This window comes from Lysobacter ciconiae, assembly GCF_015209725.1.
Lineage (GTDB): Bacteria > Pseudomonadota > Gammaproteobacteria > Xanthomonadales > Xanthomonadaceae > Novilysobacter > Novilysobacter ciconiae.
The window spans coordinates 1,368,699-1,387,957 of the sequence record NZ_CP063656.1 but is presented as its reverse complement, the minus strand read 5'-3'; the positions used below and the strand labels follow the sequence as shown (position 1 = coordinate 1,387,957).

The 19,259-nt window shown below is 66.8% G+C and carries 15 protein-coding genes and 1 tRNA gene; 4 read left to right on the top strand and 12 right to left on the bottom strand.

Features of this window, described 5'->3' with window-relative positions; all coding sequences use genetic code 11:
- Positions 1 to 41: 41 nt before the first annotated feature.
- Positions 42 to 1,013 carry an RluA family pseudouridine synthase gene (locus INQ41_RS06360; protein WP_193987055.1) on the bottom strand — a complete coding sequence of 324 codons (972 nt, stop codon included), beginning with the start codon at positions 1,011 to 1,013 and terminating at the stop codon, positions 42 to 44.
- Positions 1,014 to 1,499: 486 nt separating this feature from the next.
- Here INQ41_RS06360 and INQ41_RS06355 point away from each other — a divergent pair, with 486 nt between their 5' ends.
- Positions 1,500 to 4,796 carry a ribonuclease E/G gene (locus INQ41_RS06355; protein WP_193987247.1) on the top strand — a complete coding sequence of 1,099 codons (3,297 nt, stop codon included), beginning with the start codon at positions 1,500 to 1,502 and terminating at the stop codon, positions 4,794 to 4,796.
- Between the two features lie 116 nt (positions 4,797 to 4,912).
- Here INQ41_RS06355 and INQ41_RS06350 read toward each other — a convergent pair whose 3' ends face one another.
- The 4 genes from INQ41_RS06350 to serS all read right to left on the bottom strand — a co-directional run bounded on the left by INQ41_RS06350 (position 4,913) and on the right by serS (position 8,299).
- A complete protein-coding gene (locus INQ41_RS06350; RefSeq protein ID WP_193987054.1) occupies positions 4,913 to 5,560 on the bottom strand; it encodes a response regulator in 648 nt (215 codons plus the stop codon).
- 119 nt (positions 5,561 to 5,679) lie between these two features.
- Positions 5,680 to 5,769: transfer RNA gene (locus INQ41_RS06345), tRNA-Ser, on the bottom strand.
- A 120-nt stretch (positions 5,770 to 5,889) separates the two neighbouring features.
- Positions 5,890 to 6,864, bottom strand: coding sequence for a LysR family transcriptional regulator (locus INQ41_RS06340; protein WP_193987053.1), 975 nt, complete (start codon positions 6,862 to 6,864; stop codon positions 5,890 to 5,892).
- 154 nt (positions 6,865 to 7,018) lie between these two features.
- Positions 7,019 to 8,299, bottom strand: coding sequence for a serine--tRNA ligase (gene serS, locus INQ41_RS06335; protein ID WP_193987052.1), 1,281 nt, complete (start codon positions 8,297 to 8,299; stop codon positions 7,019 to 7,021).
- Positions 8,300 to 8,423: 124 nt separating this feature from the next.
- Between serS and INQ41_RS06330 the strand changes: the two genes are divergently transcribed.
- The gene (locus INQ41_RS06330) at positions 8,424 to 9,074 is read left to right on the top strand and encodes an energy transducer TonB (protein WP_193987051.1); all 651 of its coding nucleotides are present in this window, start codon (positions 8,424 to 8,426) and stop codon (positions 9,072 to 9,074) included.
- A 96-nt stretch (positions 9,075 to 9,170) separates the two neighbouring features.
- Here INQ41_RS06330 and INQ41_RS06325 read toward each other — a convergent pair whose 3' ends face one another.
- Positions 9,171 to 11,432 carry a TonB-dependent receptor gene (locus tag INQ41_RS06325; protein ID WP_193987050.1) on the bottom strand — a complete coding sequence of 754 codons (2,262 nt, stop codon included), beginning with the start codon at positions 11,430 to 11,432 and terminating at the stop codon, positions 9,171 to 9,173.
- A 211-nt stretch (positions 11,433 to 11,643) separates the two neighbouring features.
- On the opposite strand from INQ41_RS06325, the gene INQ41_RS06320 reads away from it, so the two are divergent.
- Positions 11,644 to 13,047: a GntP family permease gene (locus tag INQ41_RS06320; RefSeq protein ID WP_193987049.1), complete on the top strand. Its 1,404-nt coding sequence runs from the start codon at positions 11,644 to 11,646 to the stop codon at positions 13,045 to 13,047.
- Between the two features lie 79 nt (positions 13,048 to 13,126).
- On the opposite strand, the gene dsbG is transcribed toward INQ41_RS06320, so the two are convergent.
- The 6 genes from dsbG to INQ41_RS06290 form a co-directional block, all read right to left on the bottom strand.
- Positions 13,127 to 13,972 carry a thiol:disulfide interchange protein DsbG gene (gene dsbG / locus INQ41_RS06315; RefSeq protein ID WP_193987048.1) on the bottom strand — a complete coding sequence of 282 codons (846 nt, stop codon included), beginning with the start codon at positions 13,970 to 13,972 and terminating at the stop codon, positions 13,127 to 13,129.
- Positions 13,972 to 14,847, bottom strand: coding sequence for a TlpA disulfide reductase family protein (locus tag INQ41_RS06310; protein ID WP_193987047.1), 876 nt, complete (start codon positions 14,845 to 14,847; stop codon positions 13,972 to 13,974). Before INQ41_RS06310 ends, dsbG begins: the two co-directional genes overlap by 1 nt.
- An 82-nt stretch (positions 14,848 to 14,929) precedes the next feature.
- Positions 14,930 to 15,565, bottom strand: coding sequence for a COG4315 family predicted lipoprotein (locus tag INQ41_RS13235; protein WP_228076738.1), 636 nt, complete (start codon positions 15,563 to 15,565; stop codon positions 14,930 to 14,932).
- Positions 15,566 to 15,695: 130 nt separating this feature from the next.
- Positions 15,696 to 16,019: a thioredoxin family protein gene (locus tag INQ41_RS06300; protein ID WP_193987046.1), complete on the bottom strand. Its 324-nt coding sequence runs from the start codon at positions 16,017 to 16,019 to the stop codon at positions 15,696 to 15,698.
- Complete coding sequence (locus tag INQ41_RS06295) at positions 16,016 to 16,852, bottom strand: slipin family protein (RefSeq protein ID WP_193987045.1); 837 nt, start codon at positions 16,850 to 16,852, stop codon at positions 16,016 to 16,018. Before INQ41_RS06295 ends, INQ41_RS06300 begins: the two co-directional genes overlap by 4 nt.
- Positions 16,849 to 18,291 carry an NfeD family protein gene (locus INQ41_RS06290; protein ID WP_193987044.1) on the bottom strand — a complete coding sequence of 481 codons (1,443 nt, stop codon included), beginning with the start codon at positions 18,289 to 18,291 and terminating at the stop codon, positions 16,849 to 16,851. Before INQ41_RS06290 ends, INQ41_RS06295 begins: the two co-directional genes overlap by 4 nt.
- A gap of 326 nt (positions 18,292 to 18,617) precedes the next feature.
- Between INQ41_RS06290 and INQ41_RS06285 the strand changes: the two genes are divergently transcribed.
- Positions 18,618 to 19,259 (top strand): SDR family NAD(P)-dependent oxidoreductase, encoded by a 642-nt coding sequence (locus INQ41_RS06285; protein WP_248285359.1) that lies wholly within the window; start codon positions 18,618 to 18,620, stop codon positions 19,257 to 19,259.

The following is a 19,259-nucleotide window of genomic DNA, read 5'->3' as shown; positions in this document are numbered from 1 at the left end:
ACGGTCGTCGCCGGCGCTGAAGGGCGTGCAGCCTGCTACGCCTATTTCAGGCGGTCGAGGACATCCAGCAACTCGGGCGCCAGTGGCGCGGTGAGGCTGTAGGGCGTTTTGCCACCGTCCAGGGCGAATTCCAGCGTGGCTGCATGCAGGAACAGACGTTTCAGTCCTGCCTGATCACGCAGGCGGCGGTTGACCTCCGGATCCCCGTACTTGTCATCGCCGGCAACAGTGTGACCGATGTGCTGCGCGTGCGCTCGGATTTGGTGGGTACGCCCGGTTTCAATGCGCACCTCGCAGTAGGAATGCCCACCGCGCCGCTCCAGCACCTTGAAATGGCTCAGCGCCGACTTGCCTGAGGGATTCACCTGCACGTGGCGCTCGCCGCCCTGGCGCAGTCCCACGTGAAGCGGGGCGTCGACACTCATCGTTCCATCGGGCATCCGCCCGATCAGCAACGCCAGGTAGCGCTTGCGCATGCCGCCCGCGCCGCTGGTGCTTTCGCGCATCAGCGCCTGCATCTCGGTCAGCGTGGAGCGCTTCTTGGACACCACCAGGACACCGGACGTGTCGCGGTCCAGCCGATGCACCAACTCCAGGCCCTGCCCCGGCCGCAGCGCACGCAGGGTCTCGATGGCGCCAAAGCTGATGCCGCTGCCGCCATGGCTGGCGACGCCTGAGGGCTTGTTGAGCACCAGCAACCGGGCATCCTCATGGACGATTGCCGCCTCCAGCGCATCCATGAACCCGCGCGGCGGTGCGGGTCGCTCGCCCTCGGGCTCCACCCGAACGGGGGGAATGCGGACCTTGTCGCCACTTTCCAGCTTGCGATCCGCCTTCGCGCGGCCCCCGTTCACGCGCACCTGGCCGGACCGCACCAGCTTGTAGACCAGCGACCTGGGAGCACCCTTCAGCAGACCGAGCAGGAAGTTGTCCAGCCGCTGGCCTTCGCGGTCCTCGGGAACCACCGCAACGCGCGCTCCGGCATGGCTTTGCTGGCTATCTGAATGGGTCATTCTGGGGAAGTTATCTGATACACTCGCGACGCGAGATAAGGTTTTGATTTCGCAGGAAAGTCGTTGCGGCCACCACACTACGTCGGTAGCCGGAACACGGGCCAAAAGCCCAACCTGCGATTCCGGTCTGCGTCTGACCCCCGCCCTCGGGGCGGCCATGTTAGCAGCGCCAGCACGGTGGAACCTCGGCTCGTCCGGTTTTGTCGAATACCCCGTCAACCACCGGTCGATGAACACGACCCGAGCGGCGTCACGGCATCTGCCCGAAACGCCTCCGGCCCCAAAATTTGGTAAGCAACAAAAACAAGCGCTCCCGCGGTGTGCCGTGGTGTAGAAGCGCTGGAAATTGTCAGGTCACGTCAGCGCGCGCACGCCGGTTCACCGGCCTGCAGGTTCCATTCCGCGGCGACGGGACGCAGTGTCCAGAGGCGAAACGCCAAGGCGTTCCGCGCGGTAGAGCGCGCGAGGAATGCAACAATGAAACGCATGCTGATCAACGCGACGCAGGCCGAAGAGCTGCGCGTCGCGATTGTCGACGGGCAGAACCTGTACGACATCGATATCGAGCAACCGTCGCAGGAACAGAAAAAGTCCAACATCTACAAGGGCAAGATCACCCGCCTGGAGCCCTCGCTGGAGGCGGCGTTCGTCGAATACGGCGGTGATCGACACGGCTTCCTGCCGATGAAGGAGATCTCGCGCGACTATTTCGCCGCGGGCGTGGACCACAACAAGGCCGGTCTGAAGGAACTGCTGCGCGAAGGGCAGGAAGTCGTGGTCCAGGTGGACAAGGAAGAGCGCGGCAACAAGGGCGCGGCGCTGACCACCTACATCTCGTTGGCCGGGCGCTACATGGTGCTGATGCCCAACTCCCCCACCGCGGGCGGCGTGTCGCGCCGGATCGAGGGCGAGGACCGCGCCGAACTCAAGCGTGCGATGGATGCGCTGAACATCCCCGACGACATGGGCGTGATCATCCGCACCGCCGGTGTCGGCCGTGATGCCGAGGAACTGCAGTGGGACCTGGATTACCTGCTGCAGGTCTGGAAGTCGGTGGCCGACGCGGCGCTGACCAAGCCCGCGCCGTTCCTGATCTACCAGGAAAGCCGCCTGATCATCCGCGCCCTGCGTGACTACATGCGTCCGGACATCGGCGAGGTGCTGGTTGACACCGAGGAGATGTACGCCGAGGCGCGCGAGTTCGTCGAGCAGGTGATGCCGCACAACCTGCGCAAGCTCAAGCACTACACCGACGACGTGCCCCTGTTCAACCGATTCCAGATCGAGTCGCAGATCGAGAACGCCTACGAGCGCGACGTGCGCCTTCCCTCGGGCGGCGCGCTGGTCATCGACCAGACCGAGGCGCTGACCGCGGTCGACGTCAACTCGGCACGCGCGACGCGCGGCAGCGACATCGAGGAAACCGCGTTCAACACCAACCTGGAGGCGGCCGAGGAAGTCGCCCGCCAGATGCGCCTGCGCGACCTGGCCGGACTGGTGGTGATCGATTTCATCGACATGTCCTCCAGCAAGCACCAGCGCGAGGTCGAAAACCGCCTGCAGAACGCGCTCAAGCAGGATCGCGCCCGCGTCCAGGTCGGCCGTATTTCCCGCTTCGGCCTGCTGGAGATGAGCCGGCAGCGGCTGCGTCCGAGCCTGGGCGAGTCCAGCCAGCTGGTCTGCCCGCGCTGCGAAGGGCATGGCCGCATGCGCAGTGTCGAGTCCCTGTCGCTTTCTATCCTGCGCGTGAGCGAAGAGCACGCGATGAAGGAGAACACCGGACAGATCCTGGTCCAGGCGCCGGTCGAGATTGCCAACTATCTGCTCAACGAGAAGCGTCGCGCGATCAGCGAGATCGAGCGGCGCCACGGCACGCCGATCGTCATCGTGGCCGACGAGCACCTGCAGACCCCGCATTACGAAGTCAGCCGGCTGCGCGACAACGAGCTGGGCGAAGACAGCAACCGTCCGAGCTACCACCGCGGAAGCCAGCGCAAGCTGCCAACCCACGCGCTGACCAAGGCGAACCTCAATGTTCCGGTCATCGCCGCGGTGACCAATGTCAGGCCGGCCCAGCCGGCGCCGTTGCGTGAACCGCGCCAGGCTGACGTGCCCGCGCCCGTCGCGCCGACCCCGGTGGTGGTGGCAGCTGCTGCACCCACCCACTCGGTCGGCATGGTCGACCGCATCATGCGGTTCTTCCGCGGCACCCCTGAGCCGACGACCGATACGGCGACCGAGCGCTCGGGCAGTGCTCGTGGCCGTTCCAACGGCACTGGCCAGGCCGAGCGCGGCGAGCGCGGCGAGCGCGGTGACCGTCAGGATCGCGGCGGGCAGCGCCGTGGTGGCGGCAAGCAACAAGGCCGCGACGGCGGACGCCGTGACGACGCCCAGCGTGGCAACGGTCCGTCCCAGGATGATCGCGCCGCGTCGGGCAATGGACGCGGACCGCGACAGCAGCGGGAAAAGCAGCCGCGTCGCCAGGACGAGACAAACGTGGCGGCAATGGATGCCGCGGAGAAGTCGACGCAGCGCCAGCCCCGCCAGCCCCGCGGTGATCGATCCGGTCGCGATGTCAGCGCTCCGCAGGTCGACAACGCCGATCAGCCGGCGGTGGCGGCCGCGGTTGCCACGGCCGCCGCGGCTTCAACGGGAACCGAGCGCGCCGCAGAAAAGGACCACGCACGCGCGGCCCAGAACACGCAGCCGGTGGAGAGCACGGCTCCGGGCCACGGCCCGGCCGAGGACGACAACAATCCGGACGGCACTAGTCGCCGTCGCCGCGGCCGTCGTGGTGGACGTCGCCGTCGCCGTGGTGGCGCCGACGCGGGTTCGGCCCCGGATCACACGTCCGACAACGTCCTGACCGATGAAGCTTCCGCCGATGAGGAAGGCTCAGGCGAGGCGCAGACCAGTGGCGCTTCGACGGCAGTCAGCCGGGCGCAGCCGGAGTTTGATTTTGATGACGTGCCGGAGTCCGACCACACACAGCACGAAGCGCGGAAGGCGGAGTCGAGGTCGGGCACGCAGCGAGCGGGCGTAGAGCCCGAGGCGAAGGCGGCCTCCGCGAAAAACGGGACCGCGGCCGCCGACGCCACCTCGCAGGAACCGGCAGCGCCGAAGGGTCCGGAGGCCGACGACGGTGTGGAGACCGGCGAAAGTGCCGACAGCGCGGACAGCGCAGAAAGTGCCGACGCCGGGGACGCTGCCGCACCAAGGGCGCGCAAGCCACGCGCGCCGAGGACGCCGCGTCAGCCGAGGGCCCGCAAGCAGACGGTTGCCGCGGACGAAGGCAGCGAGACCCACGGCAGCGACGCGCCGGCGGCGCAGGACAGTCCGGATTCGGACAAGGCTCAGTCGCCTGATTCGGCGACCCCGGCTTCGGAAGAACCCGCGCCGGAGCCCGCCCGGGCGGATGCAGACGCGGCCACGCCGGCTGAGAGGATGCCAACTGCGAAGGTCACGGCTGCCAAGGTGCAGGCCCCTCAGGTCCGCGCCAATCCCGGCTACATCACGGGCGAGAACGCCGACGATGACTCCGGCGACGCACCATCGGCGCTGCCGGCGGTCGTAGTCGCTCCGCCAACCGTTGTGCGAACGGAGACGGTGTCGGTGGAGCCTGCAGCGGAAGCGGTGAATGCCCGCAAGGACGAGCAACCGCGGACGGCCCACCTCTTCGACAGCGACGGTCCCGGTAGCAACAACGCGGCAGGCCAGAGCGCCGAAGAGAAGCAGAAGGATCCGGAAGCGAAGGACGCGGCGGACGAAAAGCACAACGCCTGACGTTTGCGAAGGCGGTGGTTCAAAGCCACCAATGAAACGGGCCGCGTACGCGGCCCGTTTCATTTTGTACTGATCCTTCGCGGCTCTGGCCGCCCTGCCCTGAACAGCCCGGCCGGCTAGAGCACCCGGCTGGGCTCCAGCAGACCGTGCTGGCCGAGCAGCCTGGCAAGCGCGATGTTGTCGCTGATGCCCAGCTTCTCGAACATCCGGCTCTTGTGCGTGTTGACCGTCTTCGCGCTCAGGCACAACCGCCGGGCGATCTCCTCCTGGCGCAGCCCCTGGGCCAACAGCAACGCCACTTCGAGCTCGCGCGGTGAGAGCTCATCGAACGGGGAATCGTCCCCCTCCAGCCCGGACAGCGCCAGGTTCTGGGCGATGTTGCTGGCCAGATAGCGTCGACCGCGGGCCACCGCGCGTACCGCACGCACCAGCTCGGTGGCATCGCCGCCCTTGCCGACGTATCCGAACGCGCCAGCCTCCAGCAGTCGCCGCGGCATCGGGCCGTCCTCCAGCACCGAGACGATGATCACCCGCGTGCCGTGCCCGCCCTTCACCACCCGCTCGGTGACCTCCAGCCCACTCACACCGGGCAGGTGCAGGTCGCACAGCACCACATCGGGTTGCAGTTGGCGGATCAGCGGCAAGGCCAGCTCGCCACTCTCCACGTCGCCCACGACCTGGATACCGTCCTCGGCCGACAGGATCATGCGCATGCCGGTACGCACCAGCGCGTGGTCGTCCACGATGAAAACCGTAATTCCCATTGACCCCTCCTTGTCTACGATCCATGTAGTCCCCTCCACGCGAGGCTACCGCCGCGCTTGACCCCGCGCAACATAGGGCGTGGCATCGGGCCGCAGCGAAAGGATTTGAACCGGGGAAATGGCGGAAGAGGTGGGATTCGAACCCACGGAAGGTTTAACCCTTCGCCGGTTTTCAAGACCGGTGCCTTCAACCGCTCGGCCACTCTTCCTGGAACTGGTGTTGCCGCTGTTGGGCGGCGGGGTGGTGCAAACCGCGTGACTGCACGCGGACGGACCGGCATTGCACCTGGACCGCCGCGCCGGATTATCGCACGAGCATCGCCGACGCGTCAGCGCCGGAACGCCTTCAACTCCGCCTCGCTGCAGGGCTTGCGGTTGATGTCGCCGCAGCCCAGGCGCGCATCGGCGACCAGCGCGGGAACGGTCTCGGCGAGGTAATCGATGAACACCCGCACGGCAGGCAGCATGCCGCGGCGGGAGGCAAACACGGCGTGGAAGATGCCCTGAGGCAAACGCCACGCCGGGAGCACCACGTGCAGGTCGCCGCGGCGCACCGCATCGGCGCACACGCTCTCGGGCAACAGGGTGATGCCTACGCCCTGTATCGCCAGCGAGAGCAACATGGGCAGGTCGAAGCCCATCACCCGCGGCTTGATCTCGACCGGCTGGACGTCTCCCTCGGGGCCGTGCAGTTCCCAGCGTTGCCGGGCGTCGTCCTCGCTCATGCTCATGGTGACGTGCTCGGAGAGTTCCTGCGGGGTCGAGGGACGACCCATCTTGCGCAGGTAATCGGGACTGGCGACCAGCAACTCCTGGATCTGCCCGAAGCTGCGCATTACCAGGCTGCCGTCGTCGTCCAGCTTGCTGCGCACGCGCAGGGCCACGTCGATGCCCTCATTGATCACATCCACCCGGCGATTGCTGACATGCAGTTGCACGCGCACTTCCGGGTAGCGGCCGAGGAACCCCGGCAGCAGCTTGGGCATCTGTTGCTGGGCGACACCCACCGGGACGCTGACCCGGATCACGCCGCGCGGCTCGGCGCTGAGCCGATCGACGACTTCGCGGGCTGCCTGCGCCTCGGCGAGCATGGACTGGACGTGGCGGTAGACCGAATTGCCGACCTCGGTTACCGCAAAACGGCGCGTGGACCGTTGCAGCAGGCGAACGCCCATCTCCGCTTCAAGCTGGCTGATGCGTCGGCTCAGGCGCGACTTGGGGACGCCGGTCGCCCGCTCCGCCGCAGCGAAGCCGGCGTGTTCCACGACCATCGCGAAATAGTGAAGATCGTTGAGATCCTGCATGCCTGACAATTCCAATAGCGGAACATTGGGCAGCATTTGATCAGCACAGGCTGCAAATCGCAACGATCAGTTTCAAAAACTTCCCGGGCAGCTGGCTCGCCTGTTCGGTCAGGCGGTGAGCGGTCTGCGGTCGGGCGCGCAGGCGATCACGCAATCACGCAATCAGGTCGATCCCGCCCATGTACGGACGCAGCACATCGGGCACCACGATCGAGCCGTCCGCCTGCTGGTAGTTCTCCATCACCGCAACCAATGCACGGCCGATCGCTACGCCCGAGCCGTTGAGGGTATGCACCAGTTCCGGCTTGCCCGACGCCGGGTTGCGCCAGCGCGCCTGCATCCGCCGGGCCTGGAATGTATCGCAGTTGGAGACCGAGGAAATCTCGCGGTAGGTGTCCTGCGATGGCAGCCACACCTCCAGGTCGAAGGTCTTGCTGGCCGCGAAACCCATGTCTCCCGAGCACAGCAGCATGCGCCGGTAAGGCAGCCCAAGCTTCTCCAGCACCACCTCGGCGCAGCGGGTCATGCGCTGGTGTTCGGCGTCGGAGTCTTCCGGGCGGACGATGCTGACCAGTTCGACCTTTTCGAACTGGTGCTGGCGGATCATGCCGCGGGTATCGCGGCCGTAGGCGCCGGCCTCGGCACGGAAGCACATCGAGTGCGCGGTCATCCGCATGGGCAGTTCGGATTCGGCCAGGATCTCCTCGCGGACGATGTTGGTCAGCGGCACCTCGGAGGTCGGGATCAGATAGCGCTTGCTCTCGCCGACCGCGGTGGCGAACAGGTCGACCTCGAACTTCGGCAACTGGCCGGTGCCGACCAGGCTCTCAGCGTTCACCAGCACCGGCACGCTGGTTTCCTCGAACCCGTGCTCGCCGGTGTGCAGATCCAGCATGAACTGGGCGAGCGCACGGTGCAGCCGCGCGATCGGGCCGCGCAGGACGGTGAAGCGCGCACCGCTCAGCTTGGCCGCGGTGTCACCGTCCAGCCAGCCGTGGCGGGCGCCCAGTTCGACATGGTCCTTGGCCGGGAAGGCGAAGACGCCCGGCGTTCCCCAGCGGTGCTGCTCGACGTTGTCGCTCTCGTCGGCGCCACCCGGCACGGAGGCATCGGGCAGGTTCGGCAGGCCCAGGGCGATGGCATCCAGCTCACCGCGGATCGCATCCAGGCGGGCCTCACTGGTCTTCAGCTCCTCGCTGAAGCCGGCGACCTCGGCCAGCAGCGCGCTCGCGTCCTCGCCCTTGCCCTTGGCTTGGCCGATGGCCTTGGACCGCGTATTGCGCAGGTTCTGCAACTCCTGGGTGCGCACCTGGATCCGCTTGCGTTCGGTTTCCAGGACGCGCAACGCGGCGACATCCAGGTCGTGACCGCGCGTTTGCTGCAGGCGCTCGGCAAGTTCGTCGGGCTGCTGGCGCAGCAGGTTTGGATCAAGCATGACGGGACCGCAAGGTGGTATCGGACCGCGCATTATTGCGTGGATCGGCCGCGGAGGGCAGCCGATTGCCGCCTCGTTAACCGCGCGTGTGCACAATGCGCTTACCCAGACTCCCGGATTGGCCATGCCTGCAACGTCCCGCCCCCGCTTTGATCCCGCCCGATGGCTGCCCACCCAACGCATGTGGTGGGTGGTGATTTTCGCGGCGGCGGCGGGCTTGCTGCTGTTCGCGATCATCTGGGCACGCAGCCGCAGCGAGCCGGACTTCTACCGTCCCGGCGAGGCACCGGCGGACGCCGTCGCCGCCGACTACACGCCGCTGCCGGTACCGACCGGCGATGGCACGGGCGAGCGTATCGAGGTTCCCGCCGAAAGCGCCGCGGCGCAGACCCAGTCCCCGGCGTTCATCGAGCCGGAACCGGCCCAGGTGGTGGAAAGCGCTCCGTCGTTCGACCCCGGCCCTGCGCCCGTGTATGCCCCCGCGTCGAATTCGCCGATTGTTCCGCCGGTACCACTGGCCGGGCAGACGCCGGCACCGCGCTACCCCGCCCGCGCGAATCGCCGTGGCGAAAGCGGAACGGTGATGGTGGAGGCCATGATCGGTGCGGACGGCGTGCCTACGGCGGTCCGCGTGGCACGTCGCAGCGGGTCCAATGATCTGGACCGTGCTGCGGTCGAGGCGGTCCGCCGGTGGCGCTTCCAGCCCGCTACCCAGGACGGCCGACCCACCACGGGCGTGGTCAACGTGCCGGTCAGCTTCCAGCCCGGCGGCTAGCTCGGGCCGGATGGGTACATACGGACGGGACCGTGAAACAAAAACGGCGGCAGGCCATGGGCCGCCGCCGTTTTGCCCAACCGGAATCCCGTCCGGTCAGAAGTTGTAGCGCACCGACAGGTAGTAGTTGCGCGGCATGCCGTAGTACGCGGTCTGGATGTTGGCAACGCTGGAGAATTCCTGGCCGTCGGTCTTGTAGACCTTGTCGCCCAAGTTGCGCACGCCGGCGCGGACCTGCCAAGCGTAGTCCGACGAATCCCACACACCAAAGGCGCCGTAGGTCGCGTAGGCCTCCTGCATCAGGTTGCTGCGGTTGTCGACCGACAGCCAGGTGTCATCCCGGTAGGACACATCGCCGCCGATGGTGAAGCCGGCCCCGCCGTCCAGCATGAAGGTGTGCTGCAGGGCGACTCGCGCGGTGAAGTCAGGCGAGAACGGCACATGGTCGTGCAGGTTGGCCAGCGCCGGATTCAGCTGCACGCGCGGGTCGACGAACTTGTCGTAGCGCGCATCCATGTAGGACAGCTGGCCCGACAGGCGGGTGCCTTCGCCCAGCAGCGCACTGCCCTCGAACTCGACGCCGTCGATCTTCAGCGACGCGGCGTTGAGCACCGGGAAGGAGAAGCTCGGGGTCGGCGAACCCGGGTTCACGATCTCCGACACGCGTGCCTGGAAATCCTTGTACTCGCTGTGGAAGGCGGTGACGTTGCCCTGCAGGCGACCGTCGTTCGAACGCATCTTCAGGCCTGCCTCGTAAGTCCAGACGAACTCCGGATCAAACACCGCCTGGGTGGTTTCCAGAACGCTGTTGGCGCGTCCGTTGAAACCGCCGGACTTGAAGCCACGGTTGGCGGAGAGGTAGCCCATGACGTTGCTGCTGAACGCCTTCTGCAGGCTGATCGAGGGCGTCCAGGCGTCCCAGCTCTGGCGACCGTCGAATGCAACGGTCTCGTTCAGAGCAGCAAAGAGCGGTCCCCAGTAGGTGCTGGTGGAGCGGGCGTAATCCTTCTCGTCCTTGGAGTACCGCAAGCCTGCAGCCAGGGTCCAGGTCGGGACAAACTCCCAGCTCATGTGGGCGAATGCGGCCTTGGAGGTCGTATCGAGATCGTCCTCAATGGTACGTAGGAAAGAGATCGGCGTTCCGGCGAAGGCAAAGAAATCGCTGGCATAGGCCTCCTGATAGGAAGGCACCTTCTCGTTCATGTAATACAGGCCGAAGATCGCCTGCAGGTTGCTGCCGTTGTCGTACTGGAACTGGAATTCCTGGCTCTTCTGGTTCTGGTCGATCGCCACCAGCACGTCGCCCAACTCGAACTCCGAGGCATCGATGTCGATGAAGGACTCGGTTTTCAGCTTGCGCCAGGCACTGATGCTCTTGAAGCGCCACTGCGCGCTCATGTCCCAATCAACGGCAAGGCTGGCGCCGGTATGGGTCATCTCCTGCCCCTGGTTCGGGCCGAACGAGGTGCGGGTGCGGAAATCGTACTCTCCAGTGGGCGCAGGCTTCAGGATCACGGGACCGAACGCCAGGTCGGTCTGGATGAGCGGCGCGGTCGGCTGGCCCAGGGTCAGCGGCGCGTACTGCTTGTTGCGGTCCAGCGACAGGGTGGCGTTGACGGTGTCGCTGACCTTGAAGGCGATCTTGCCGCGCAGGGCGTTGTTTTCGTCACCGTTGTACTTGCGGCCGGTCGACGGGTCGGTCACGTAACCGTCGCTCTCGCTCATCGCGCCGGCCAGGCTCATCGCGACCGAGTCGTTCAGCACGCCGCCGAAGTAGAACTTGCCTTCGCGCTGGCCGAAGTTGCCCACGGTGGCCTCGACCGCGCCGCCGGTGTTCTCGAACGGGTTCTTGGTGGTGACCTTGATCGCGCCGCCGGTGGAGTTCTTGCCGTACAGCGTGCCCTGCGGGCCGCGCAGCACTTCCACCTGCTGCACGTCGAACAGGGAGAACATCGCGCCGTTGATGCGCGAGTAGTAGACGTCATCGACGTACATGCCGACGCCGGGATCGAAGGTCTGCAGCGCGTCGGGCTGGCCGATGCCGCGGATGAAGACGTTGATCGAGTTGGCCGAGCCGCGGCCCTGCACGATGTTCATGTTGGGCACGACGCCCTGGAGGCCCTCGACGGTATCGGCCTGCAGATCCTTCAGGGCTTCCTCGCCGAATGCACTGATCGCGACCGGCACGTCCTGGATGGACTCGGTGCGTCGACGGGCCGTCACCGTCACGGTGTCGAGCGTCCTGGCCTGGCTGTCCTGCGCGGTGACGTCCGGCGCTGCGCTTGACGCCTGCTGCGCCCAGGCGCCCGGCGCGAGCAACGCGCAGACGATGGCGACACTCAACTGCTTACGGTACATACGGTCTCTCCCCTTGAATTCGATTGGCTTGCCGGTTGTCGTGTCGAGGTTTCGGATCCACGGCAAACCCGGACCCGCTCCACCCTGGCCGCCAGACTAGGTGGGGCGGGCAACCATCACAGCTGTACCTTCGGACAATGCCCGGCGCCGGGCTCTGCGCGGACACTCCTCGGTCACTGATACACGGGGAGTGGCGCATGGCGGGGTTGACATGGATTTCCTGATTGTCCTGGGCGCGCTGGCGTTCCTGATGTTCGTCGCCTACCGCGGCTACAGCGTCATCCTGTTCGCGCCGGTGGCCGCGCTCGGCGCGGTACTGCTGAGCGATCCGAGCCTGGTCGCGCCGATGTTCACCGGCCTGTTCATGGACAAGATGGTCGGCTTCCTGAAGCTCTACTTTCCCGTGTTTTTGCTGGGGGCGATCTTCGGCAAGGTGATCGAGCTGTCGGGCTTCTCCAAGGCCATCGTCGCCGCCACCATCAAGCTGTTCGGCGCCAGTCGGGCGATGCTGTCCATCGTGATGGTCTGCGCCTTGCTCACCTACGGAGGCGTTTCGCTGTTTGTGGTGGTGTTTGCGGTGTATCCGTTTGCCGCCGAACTGTTCCGCCAGAGCGACATCCCCAAACGCCTGATTCCCGGCACCATCGCGCTGGGCGCGTTCACCTTCACCATGGACGCCCTGCCCGGCACGCCGCAGATCCAGAACATCATCCCGACCCCGTTTTTCGGCACCGACACCTGGGCGGCGCCGTGGCTGGGAACGATCGGCGGCGTGTTCATCCTGATCGTCGGCATGAGCTATCTGGAGTGGCGCCGTCGTGTCGCGCTGAAAGCCGGTGAAGGCTATGGCGATCCTGCAAAGCTGCTCAACGAGCCGGCCGAGTTCACCGGCGGCAAGCTGGCCAATCCGATGCTCGCGATCCTGCCGCTGATCCTGGTGGGCGTGTCCAACAAGCTGTTCACCAACTGGATCCCGCGCTACTACGGCGAGAGCCATTCCTTCGATCCGGCCGTGATCGGGACGAACGCGCCGGTGGTGCAGCAGATCTCGTCCGTGGTCGCCATCTGGGCGGTCGAAGGAGCGCTGCTGGTTGGGATCCTGTCGGTCATCGCGTTTGCCTGGAAGCCGGTTATCACCAGCTTTGCGGTCGGCACCAAGGACGCGATCTCCGGGGCGCTTCTGGCGGCCATGAACACCGCATCGGAGTACGGCTTTGGCGCCGTGATCGCCGCATTGCCGGGCTTCTTGATCGTAGCCAACGCGCTGGGCGCCATCCCCAATCCGCTGGTGAACGAGGCGATCACCGTCACCGCCCTGGCAGGCATCACCGGGTCGGCATCGGGCGGCATGAGCATCGCCCTGGCGGCGATGTCGGAGACCTTCATCGCCAACGCGAATGCGGCGGGCATACCGATGGAAGTGCTGCACCGCGTGGCGTCGATGGCGTCCGGCGGCATGGACACCCTGCCCCACAACGGCGCGGTGATCACGCTGCTGGCCGTAACCGGCCTGACCCACCGCCAAGCTTATAAGGATATCTTCGCGATCACGATCATCAAGACCCTGGCGGTGATGGTGATCATCGGCGTGTTCTACAGCACGGGCATCGTCTAGACGGCCGCAGGAAACATCGCAGCGCGTCGGATCGCCGATGCGCTGCGTGGCCGTCGTTGATTTGAGGCGCTGAGGACCATCAGCGCGGCCCGAGCACGACGTTGAGATCGTTGCCCTGTGGCATGCCCGAGCGACGCTGGACGTTGCCCTGCTCGTCCTGGAACAGGATGCCCGGCGTCCCCTGGAAGCCCAGCTCCAGCATCAGGCGTTCGTTGCTGTCCAGCTGGGTGCGCACGTCCGCAGGAATGGCCGACATAGGTTTAATGCCGCCGCTGGACTGTTTGCGCTCGTTGTCCGCCAGCGCGTTTCCGGGCGACGGCGCCTTGAGGATCGCGGCAGCCTTGTTGGCGCTGTCCTGGCGGATCACGCCGACCATGACATGCCGCAGCTGGACCTTGCCCGAGTCCACCCAGGGCCGCGCGGCTTCCCAGAAGCTGTGGCAGTAAGGGCAATTGGCGTCGGTGAAGGTGTAGATGACCCGCGGCGCACCGGTCTTCCCGTCCTGCACCCAGGTCGCGTTCTCGAGCTTGTTCCAGATGCGTTCCGACATCGGCTTGACGACCAGATCGCGCATCGCGTCCGCTCCGGCATCGTTGCCTTGCGCGTCGACGAGCGTGCCGATCAGGGCATGCGACCCGTCGCCGGTCAGGTAGATCGAGACCGGATTGCCGCCTGCGATCCCGGCATAGCCGGTCAGGCCCGACGGCGCTTTGAAGGTTCCCAGCACCTCCAGGCCCTGCGCTTCCAACGCCTGGATGGGCGCGGGATAGTTGCCGGTTTTCTTGCCAGCGGCGGAAGATGCGGCGTTCGCGCCCGGCTGGGCCGGCGCCGGCTGGGCGCCTGATTCCACGGCGTCGCTGCAGGCACTGGCCAACAGCAGGATCGGGGCCAGCAGCAGCCAGGAATGGGTGGTCTTGCGTGCCATCACGGCACCTCCGGGGGAGTGGGGGGAAGTGGTACGGGCGAGCCGGGGATGGCCTTCAGCTTGCTGGCGAGACCGGCCTCGGTCAGCTCGCCCATGTGGAAGTCCACCAGCCGCCCATCGGCGCCAAAGAAGAGCGTGGTCGGCAGGCCGCGCGCGCCCATCTCGTTCATGAGGCTGGAAAACGGGTCGAGCAGCACGTTGTCGAGCGACAGGCCCTCGGCGTCGAGGTAGTCGCGGATCTGCTCGGGGCCCTCGCCCTGGTTCACGAACACGAATCCGACATCGGGCGTGGACTGCTGGCCCTTGGCCAGTACCGGCATCTCGCGGCGGCACGGCGGGCACCAGGTGGCCCACAGATTGACCACCAGCGGCTGGCCGGACATCGCCGAGAGGCTTACGCGCTCATCGTCGAGCGTAGTCATCTGCGTGCTTGGCAACTCGACGCTGGACTGGTGCATCAGCCACACCGATCCCAGCAAGGCTCCCCAAGCGAGCAGTCCAGACACGCTTCCTGCGATCAGCGGGACCCGCAGCCCGGGGCGCTGGCGCAGCTTCCACGCTCCCCAGCCGAGGGCGGCCAGCACGCCGGCCCACCAGGTAAAGCCGCCGTCGCCAATGCGCAGGACCGACCAGGGCTCCGCCACGTACGCCGGCCACCAGCGCAACACGAAGGCCAGCCGCGCGGCCAGGACGCCGACAAAGAACATGTCGAAGAGGACCGAGGACGCGCTGGGTGCGGAGGAAACCCCGTCGGTGCCAGACGCCTCAATGCCGCCGCGCGGGCGCCGGCCAAACCAGCGTGAGACCAGGATTGCAACGATCAGCGCGACCGCCAGCATCGCCGCCGGCAAGGGGAAAGGACCAAGGCTTAGCATCCCGCCACTGTAGCGGGTCGCTCTTAAGCCGACCTAAAGGATGCCGCGCAGGGGATGCTGCAGTCGATCGCCGATCAGATTCTCATTCCTCCGGCGCGGGGTCGTCCGGTGCTGCTTTGTCCGGCACTGGTGCCTCCAGCTTGCCGACCGGTTCGCCAAGCGCACTGCCCTGCGGCGTCAACAGGTACCACTGGCCCCATTCGTCATGTCGCTGGTGGCCAAGCGTGTCGCCTGGCCGGCTGTCGCCGATGAAGTGGTAAAGCGGATGGCCGTTGTAGGTGATCTGCCGGCTGCCGTCGGGGCGCTCTACGGTTCCGATCAGGACGGGACTCAAGCCTCCGCTGACTGTCGGCTCACCCGTCGGCGGAAACAGCGGCGCCCATTGGGTCAGGCAGGACGCCGCGCAGCCGGTGCCGTCCTCGTCGCCTTCCAGCATGTAGACGGCGCGGCGGTCGTTGTCGGCGAGAAAATCACCGGGGCCGCCCACGGACATCACGGTCAGGCTGCCCGATGCGTCCGCCGCCGCCGTTACCAGCGTGCCGCCTGGGCCGGTCGGGGATGGCATCTCGCCATCCGCGGTGGCCGGCGGGTCCATGTGCGTGCCGTCTTCGGCAGCGCGGTTGCAGCCGCCTGCGGCGAGCGCGATAGAGAGCGCACACAGCGCCGGCAGCAGGCCTCGGCCGGGAACGATGCGGGAAGCGTGCAATGGATGGGGCATAGGTCCTCGTCGTACGCGCAGCGGCGCGAATGGCAACCGGCCGGATGCGGTCGCCTCCATTGATAGGTGCGACGGCGTTAACGCCGGGTCGACGGCTCGGGCGTGGGCCGTCGTGCGCGGCCGGCGTGGATCAGCCCAGTCCCACGGCTGCAAGCGCATCCGCCAGGGCCGCCCCGTCGGTGGGTCGGACCACGCGCGCCACTTCCTCGCCATCACGCAGGAAAACCAGCGTGGGCCACAGTTTGACCCGGAACGACCGCCCCAGGCGCCGGCCCGGGCCGTCCTCCACCTTGATGTGCTTCAGTTCGGTATGGGGCGCAAAGGCGGCGGCGATGGGCGCCTGCGCACGCTGGCAGTGGCCGCACCACGAGGTGCCGAACTCGATGACGCAGATGCCTGGCATCGCGTCCAATTCTTCCCGCGTCGGCGCGGTGGTGGCGTAATCCTGACTCATGCGTCTGCGTCTCCTGCATGGGTGATCGTGCCCGGCCCGGTGGGAGCGCGCGCAGCCTGCGCATCGCGCGTGGCGACGGCGGGTTCCTTCAGCCGCGCCAGCATGGGCTCGACGAGATCCATCGGCAGCGGGAACACGATCGTGGAGGTGCGGTCCCCGGCGATCTCGGTCAGCGTCTGCAGGTAGCGCAGCTGGATCGCGCGCGGGTCGGCCCCCATGATCCGGGCCGCCTCGACCAGCTTCTCCGCGGCCTGCTGCTCGCCCTCGGCGTGGATGATCTTGGCTCGCCGCACGCGCTCGGCCTCGGCCTGGCGGGCGATGGCGCGCACCATCGTCTCGTTGATGTCGACGTGCTTGATCTCGACGTTCGCCACCTTGATGCCCCAGGCGTCGGTCTGGTTGTCGAGGATGGAACGGATGTCGTTGTTGAGCTTGTCGCGCTCGGCCAGCAGCTGGTCCAGTTCGTGCTGCCCAAGCACGGAGCGCAACGTGGTCTGTGCCAGCTGGCTGGTGGCCTCGTAGAAATGCTCCACCGCGATGATCGCCTTCTCGGCATCCACGACCCGGAAGTACACCACCGCGTTCACCTGGACGGACACGTTGTCGCGGGTGATCAGGTCCTGCGAGGGCACGTCCATGACGATGGTGCGCATGTCGACGCGGACCATCTGCTGCACGACGGGTATCAGCAGGATCAGACCCGGACCCTTGACCTTCCAGAACCGGCCGAGCTGGAACACCACCCCGCGTTCGTACTCGCGAAGTATCTTGATGGCGCTGAAGAAGAACAGCGCGATGATCACCAGTATCGGGAAGTACATGACCAGGTTCATGGTGGAACTCCTTTTTTGCCGGCCCGCGCGGCGTCCACCGGACCAATTGGGATGACGTGCAGCAACAGGCCGTCGAGGGCCTGCACCTGCAGGGCCTGGCCGCGGGTCACCGGCAGGTCGCACTCGGCCTGCCAGACCTCGCCGCGGATGCGCACGTGGCCGCGGCCGACGAAATTCTCCATCGCGATGGCGCGCTGGCCGATCATCGTACCGGCGGATGCAGAGACGGGACGCGAGCGCGATCGCGCCATCAGCCACACCAGCCCCATGAATGACAGGGCGCTGGCAACGCCAATCCCGAGAATCAGTTGCCCCGGCACGCCAAAGCCGGGCACGTCGGTGTCAAACAGGATCAAGGAGCCCGCCACCAGCGCGAGCACCCCGCCGATCCCGAGCGCACCGAAGCTGGGCGCGGAGAACTCCAGCCCCATCAGCAGGACCCCCAGGGCAATCAGGCCCACCCCCGCGTAGTTGACCGGCAGCACCTGCAGTGCATACAGCGCCAGCAGCAGGCAGATGGCGCCGGTGACGCCGGGCAGCACGGCGCCGGGGCTGTAACCCTCCAGCAGCAACCCGTACATTCCGGCCAGCAGGAGGATGTAGGCGACCGACGGGTTGGTCAGCACTGCCAGCAGGCTGGAGCGCCAATCGGGCGCCATCTCTTTGACGGACGCGCCTCGGGTGGCAAGCACCACGCTGCCGCTTGCCAGCTGGACTTCGCGACCATCGGCCTGGGCCAGCAGGCTATCCAGGCTGTCGGCGATGATCTCCACCACGTGCCTTTGCAGCGCCTGATCGGCCGACAGCGTGGCGGCATCGCGCACCGCTGCTTCGGCGAAGCCGGTGTCACGGCCGCGCAATTCCGCCAGGCTGCGCAGGTAGGCGACCGCGTCATTGACCACCTTGTGCGACATCGGGTCCGCGGACTGACTGGCGGGTGCCTCGTCGGCGCCTTCATCGGATCCGGCAGGCGCGGCAGGGTCATGGCCCCTGGTGCGGCCCGGTGCAGCCCCGCCCATCTGCACGGGCGTCGCCGCGCCCAGTGCGGTCGCCGGAGCCATCGCTGCCAGATGGCAGGCATAGAGGACATAGGTGCCTGCGCTGGCGGCCCGGGCGCCCTGCGGCGCCACCCAGCCGATCACCGGCACCGCGGACGCAAGGATGGCCTGGTTGATGTCGCGCGTCGCGGCGTCCAGACCGCCGGGTGTATCGATGCGCAGGACCACCGCAGCAGCGGAGTCCTCGGCCGCGCGCTGCAGGCCGCGCACCAGGTAGTCGCGGTTGGCCGGGCCGATTCCGCCCTTGATGTCGAGCACGACCACCCCGCCCGGCTCCGCGGATGCCGCAGGCCGCTGCGCGTCCGCGGCAGCCGGCCGCACCAGGACCAGCAGGCAGGCAACCAACCCCAGTACAGACAGCCACTTTGTGAGCGACGTCATCTCCACCCTCGACGACGGGGGCGCAAGGCCAGTGACCTCAATATTCACCGCGGGCTGTTAAAGGCACGGGAAAGCCCGGATCCCCGGTGCACAGGCCGGCGTGCACAGAGCGCTCTGCACAGTCGCGACACGCCGCTCGCCTATGCTGGCCCGAACTATGCTGCCCCCGACGGGTCGTCGTCATGACGATCGTCAACCCGCCACGCATCAGAGAGAAATCAAATGAGCAACCTTGATGGACAGGTCATCATCGTTACCGGCGGAGCCGCCGGGATCGGAGGCGCGATCACGTCGGTACTGGTTCGCCGCGGCGCGCGGTGGTGGCGGTGGACATCGACACCACCGCCGGCGAGGAAGCGGAGAATCGCGACCCCGCCAATATCGCTTTCCTGCAGGCCGATGTGTCCAGCAAAGCCGCCGCGCTGGATGCGGTCGACCTGGCGATTTCGCGGTTTGGCAAGCTGACCGGACTGGTCAACAACGCCCACGCGTCAAGGCAGAAGCCGTTGATGGAACTGACCGAGGAGGATTGGGCGCTGTCGTTTGGAACCGGGTTCAATGCGACCCTGTTTTTCATGCGCGCCGCCTATCCACAACTGCTCAAGAGCGGTGGATCCATCGTCAACTTCGGCTCCGGCGCCGGGCTGACCGGCCTGGAAACACAGGCGAGCTACGCCGCGGCCAAAGAAGCCATCCGGGGCCTGAGCCGGGTCGCGGCCAATGAGTGGGCGAAGGACCGGATCCGGGTCAATGTCGTCTGTCCCAAGGCGGAGACCGAGGGCGTGCGCAAATGGAAGGCCAGCCATCCGGAGCACTACCAGGAAGCGGCCTCCCGCATCCCACTCGGCTATTTCGGCGATCCCGAGAAGGACGTCGCTCCGGTGGTGGCTTTCCTGTTGAGCGACGACAGCCGCTACATGACCGGACAGACGTTGATGGCCGACGGCGGGTCGATCCAGCTGCGGTGA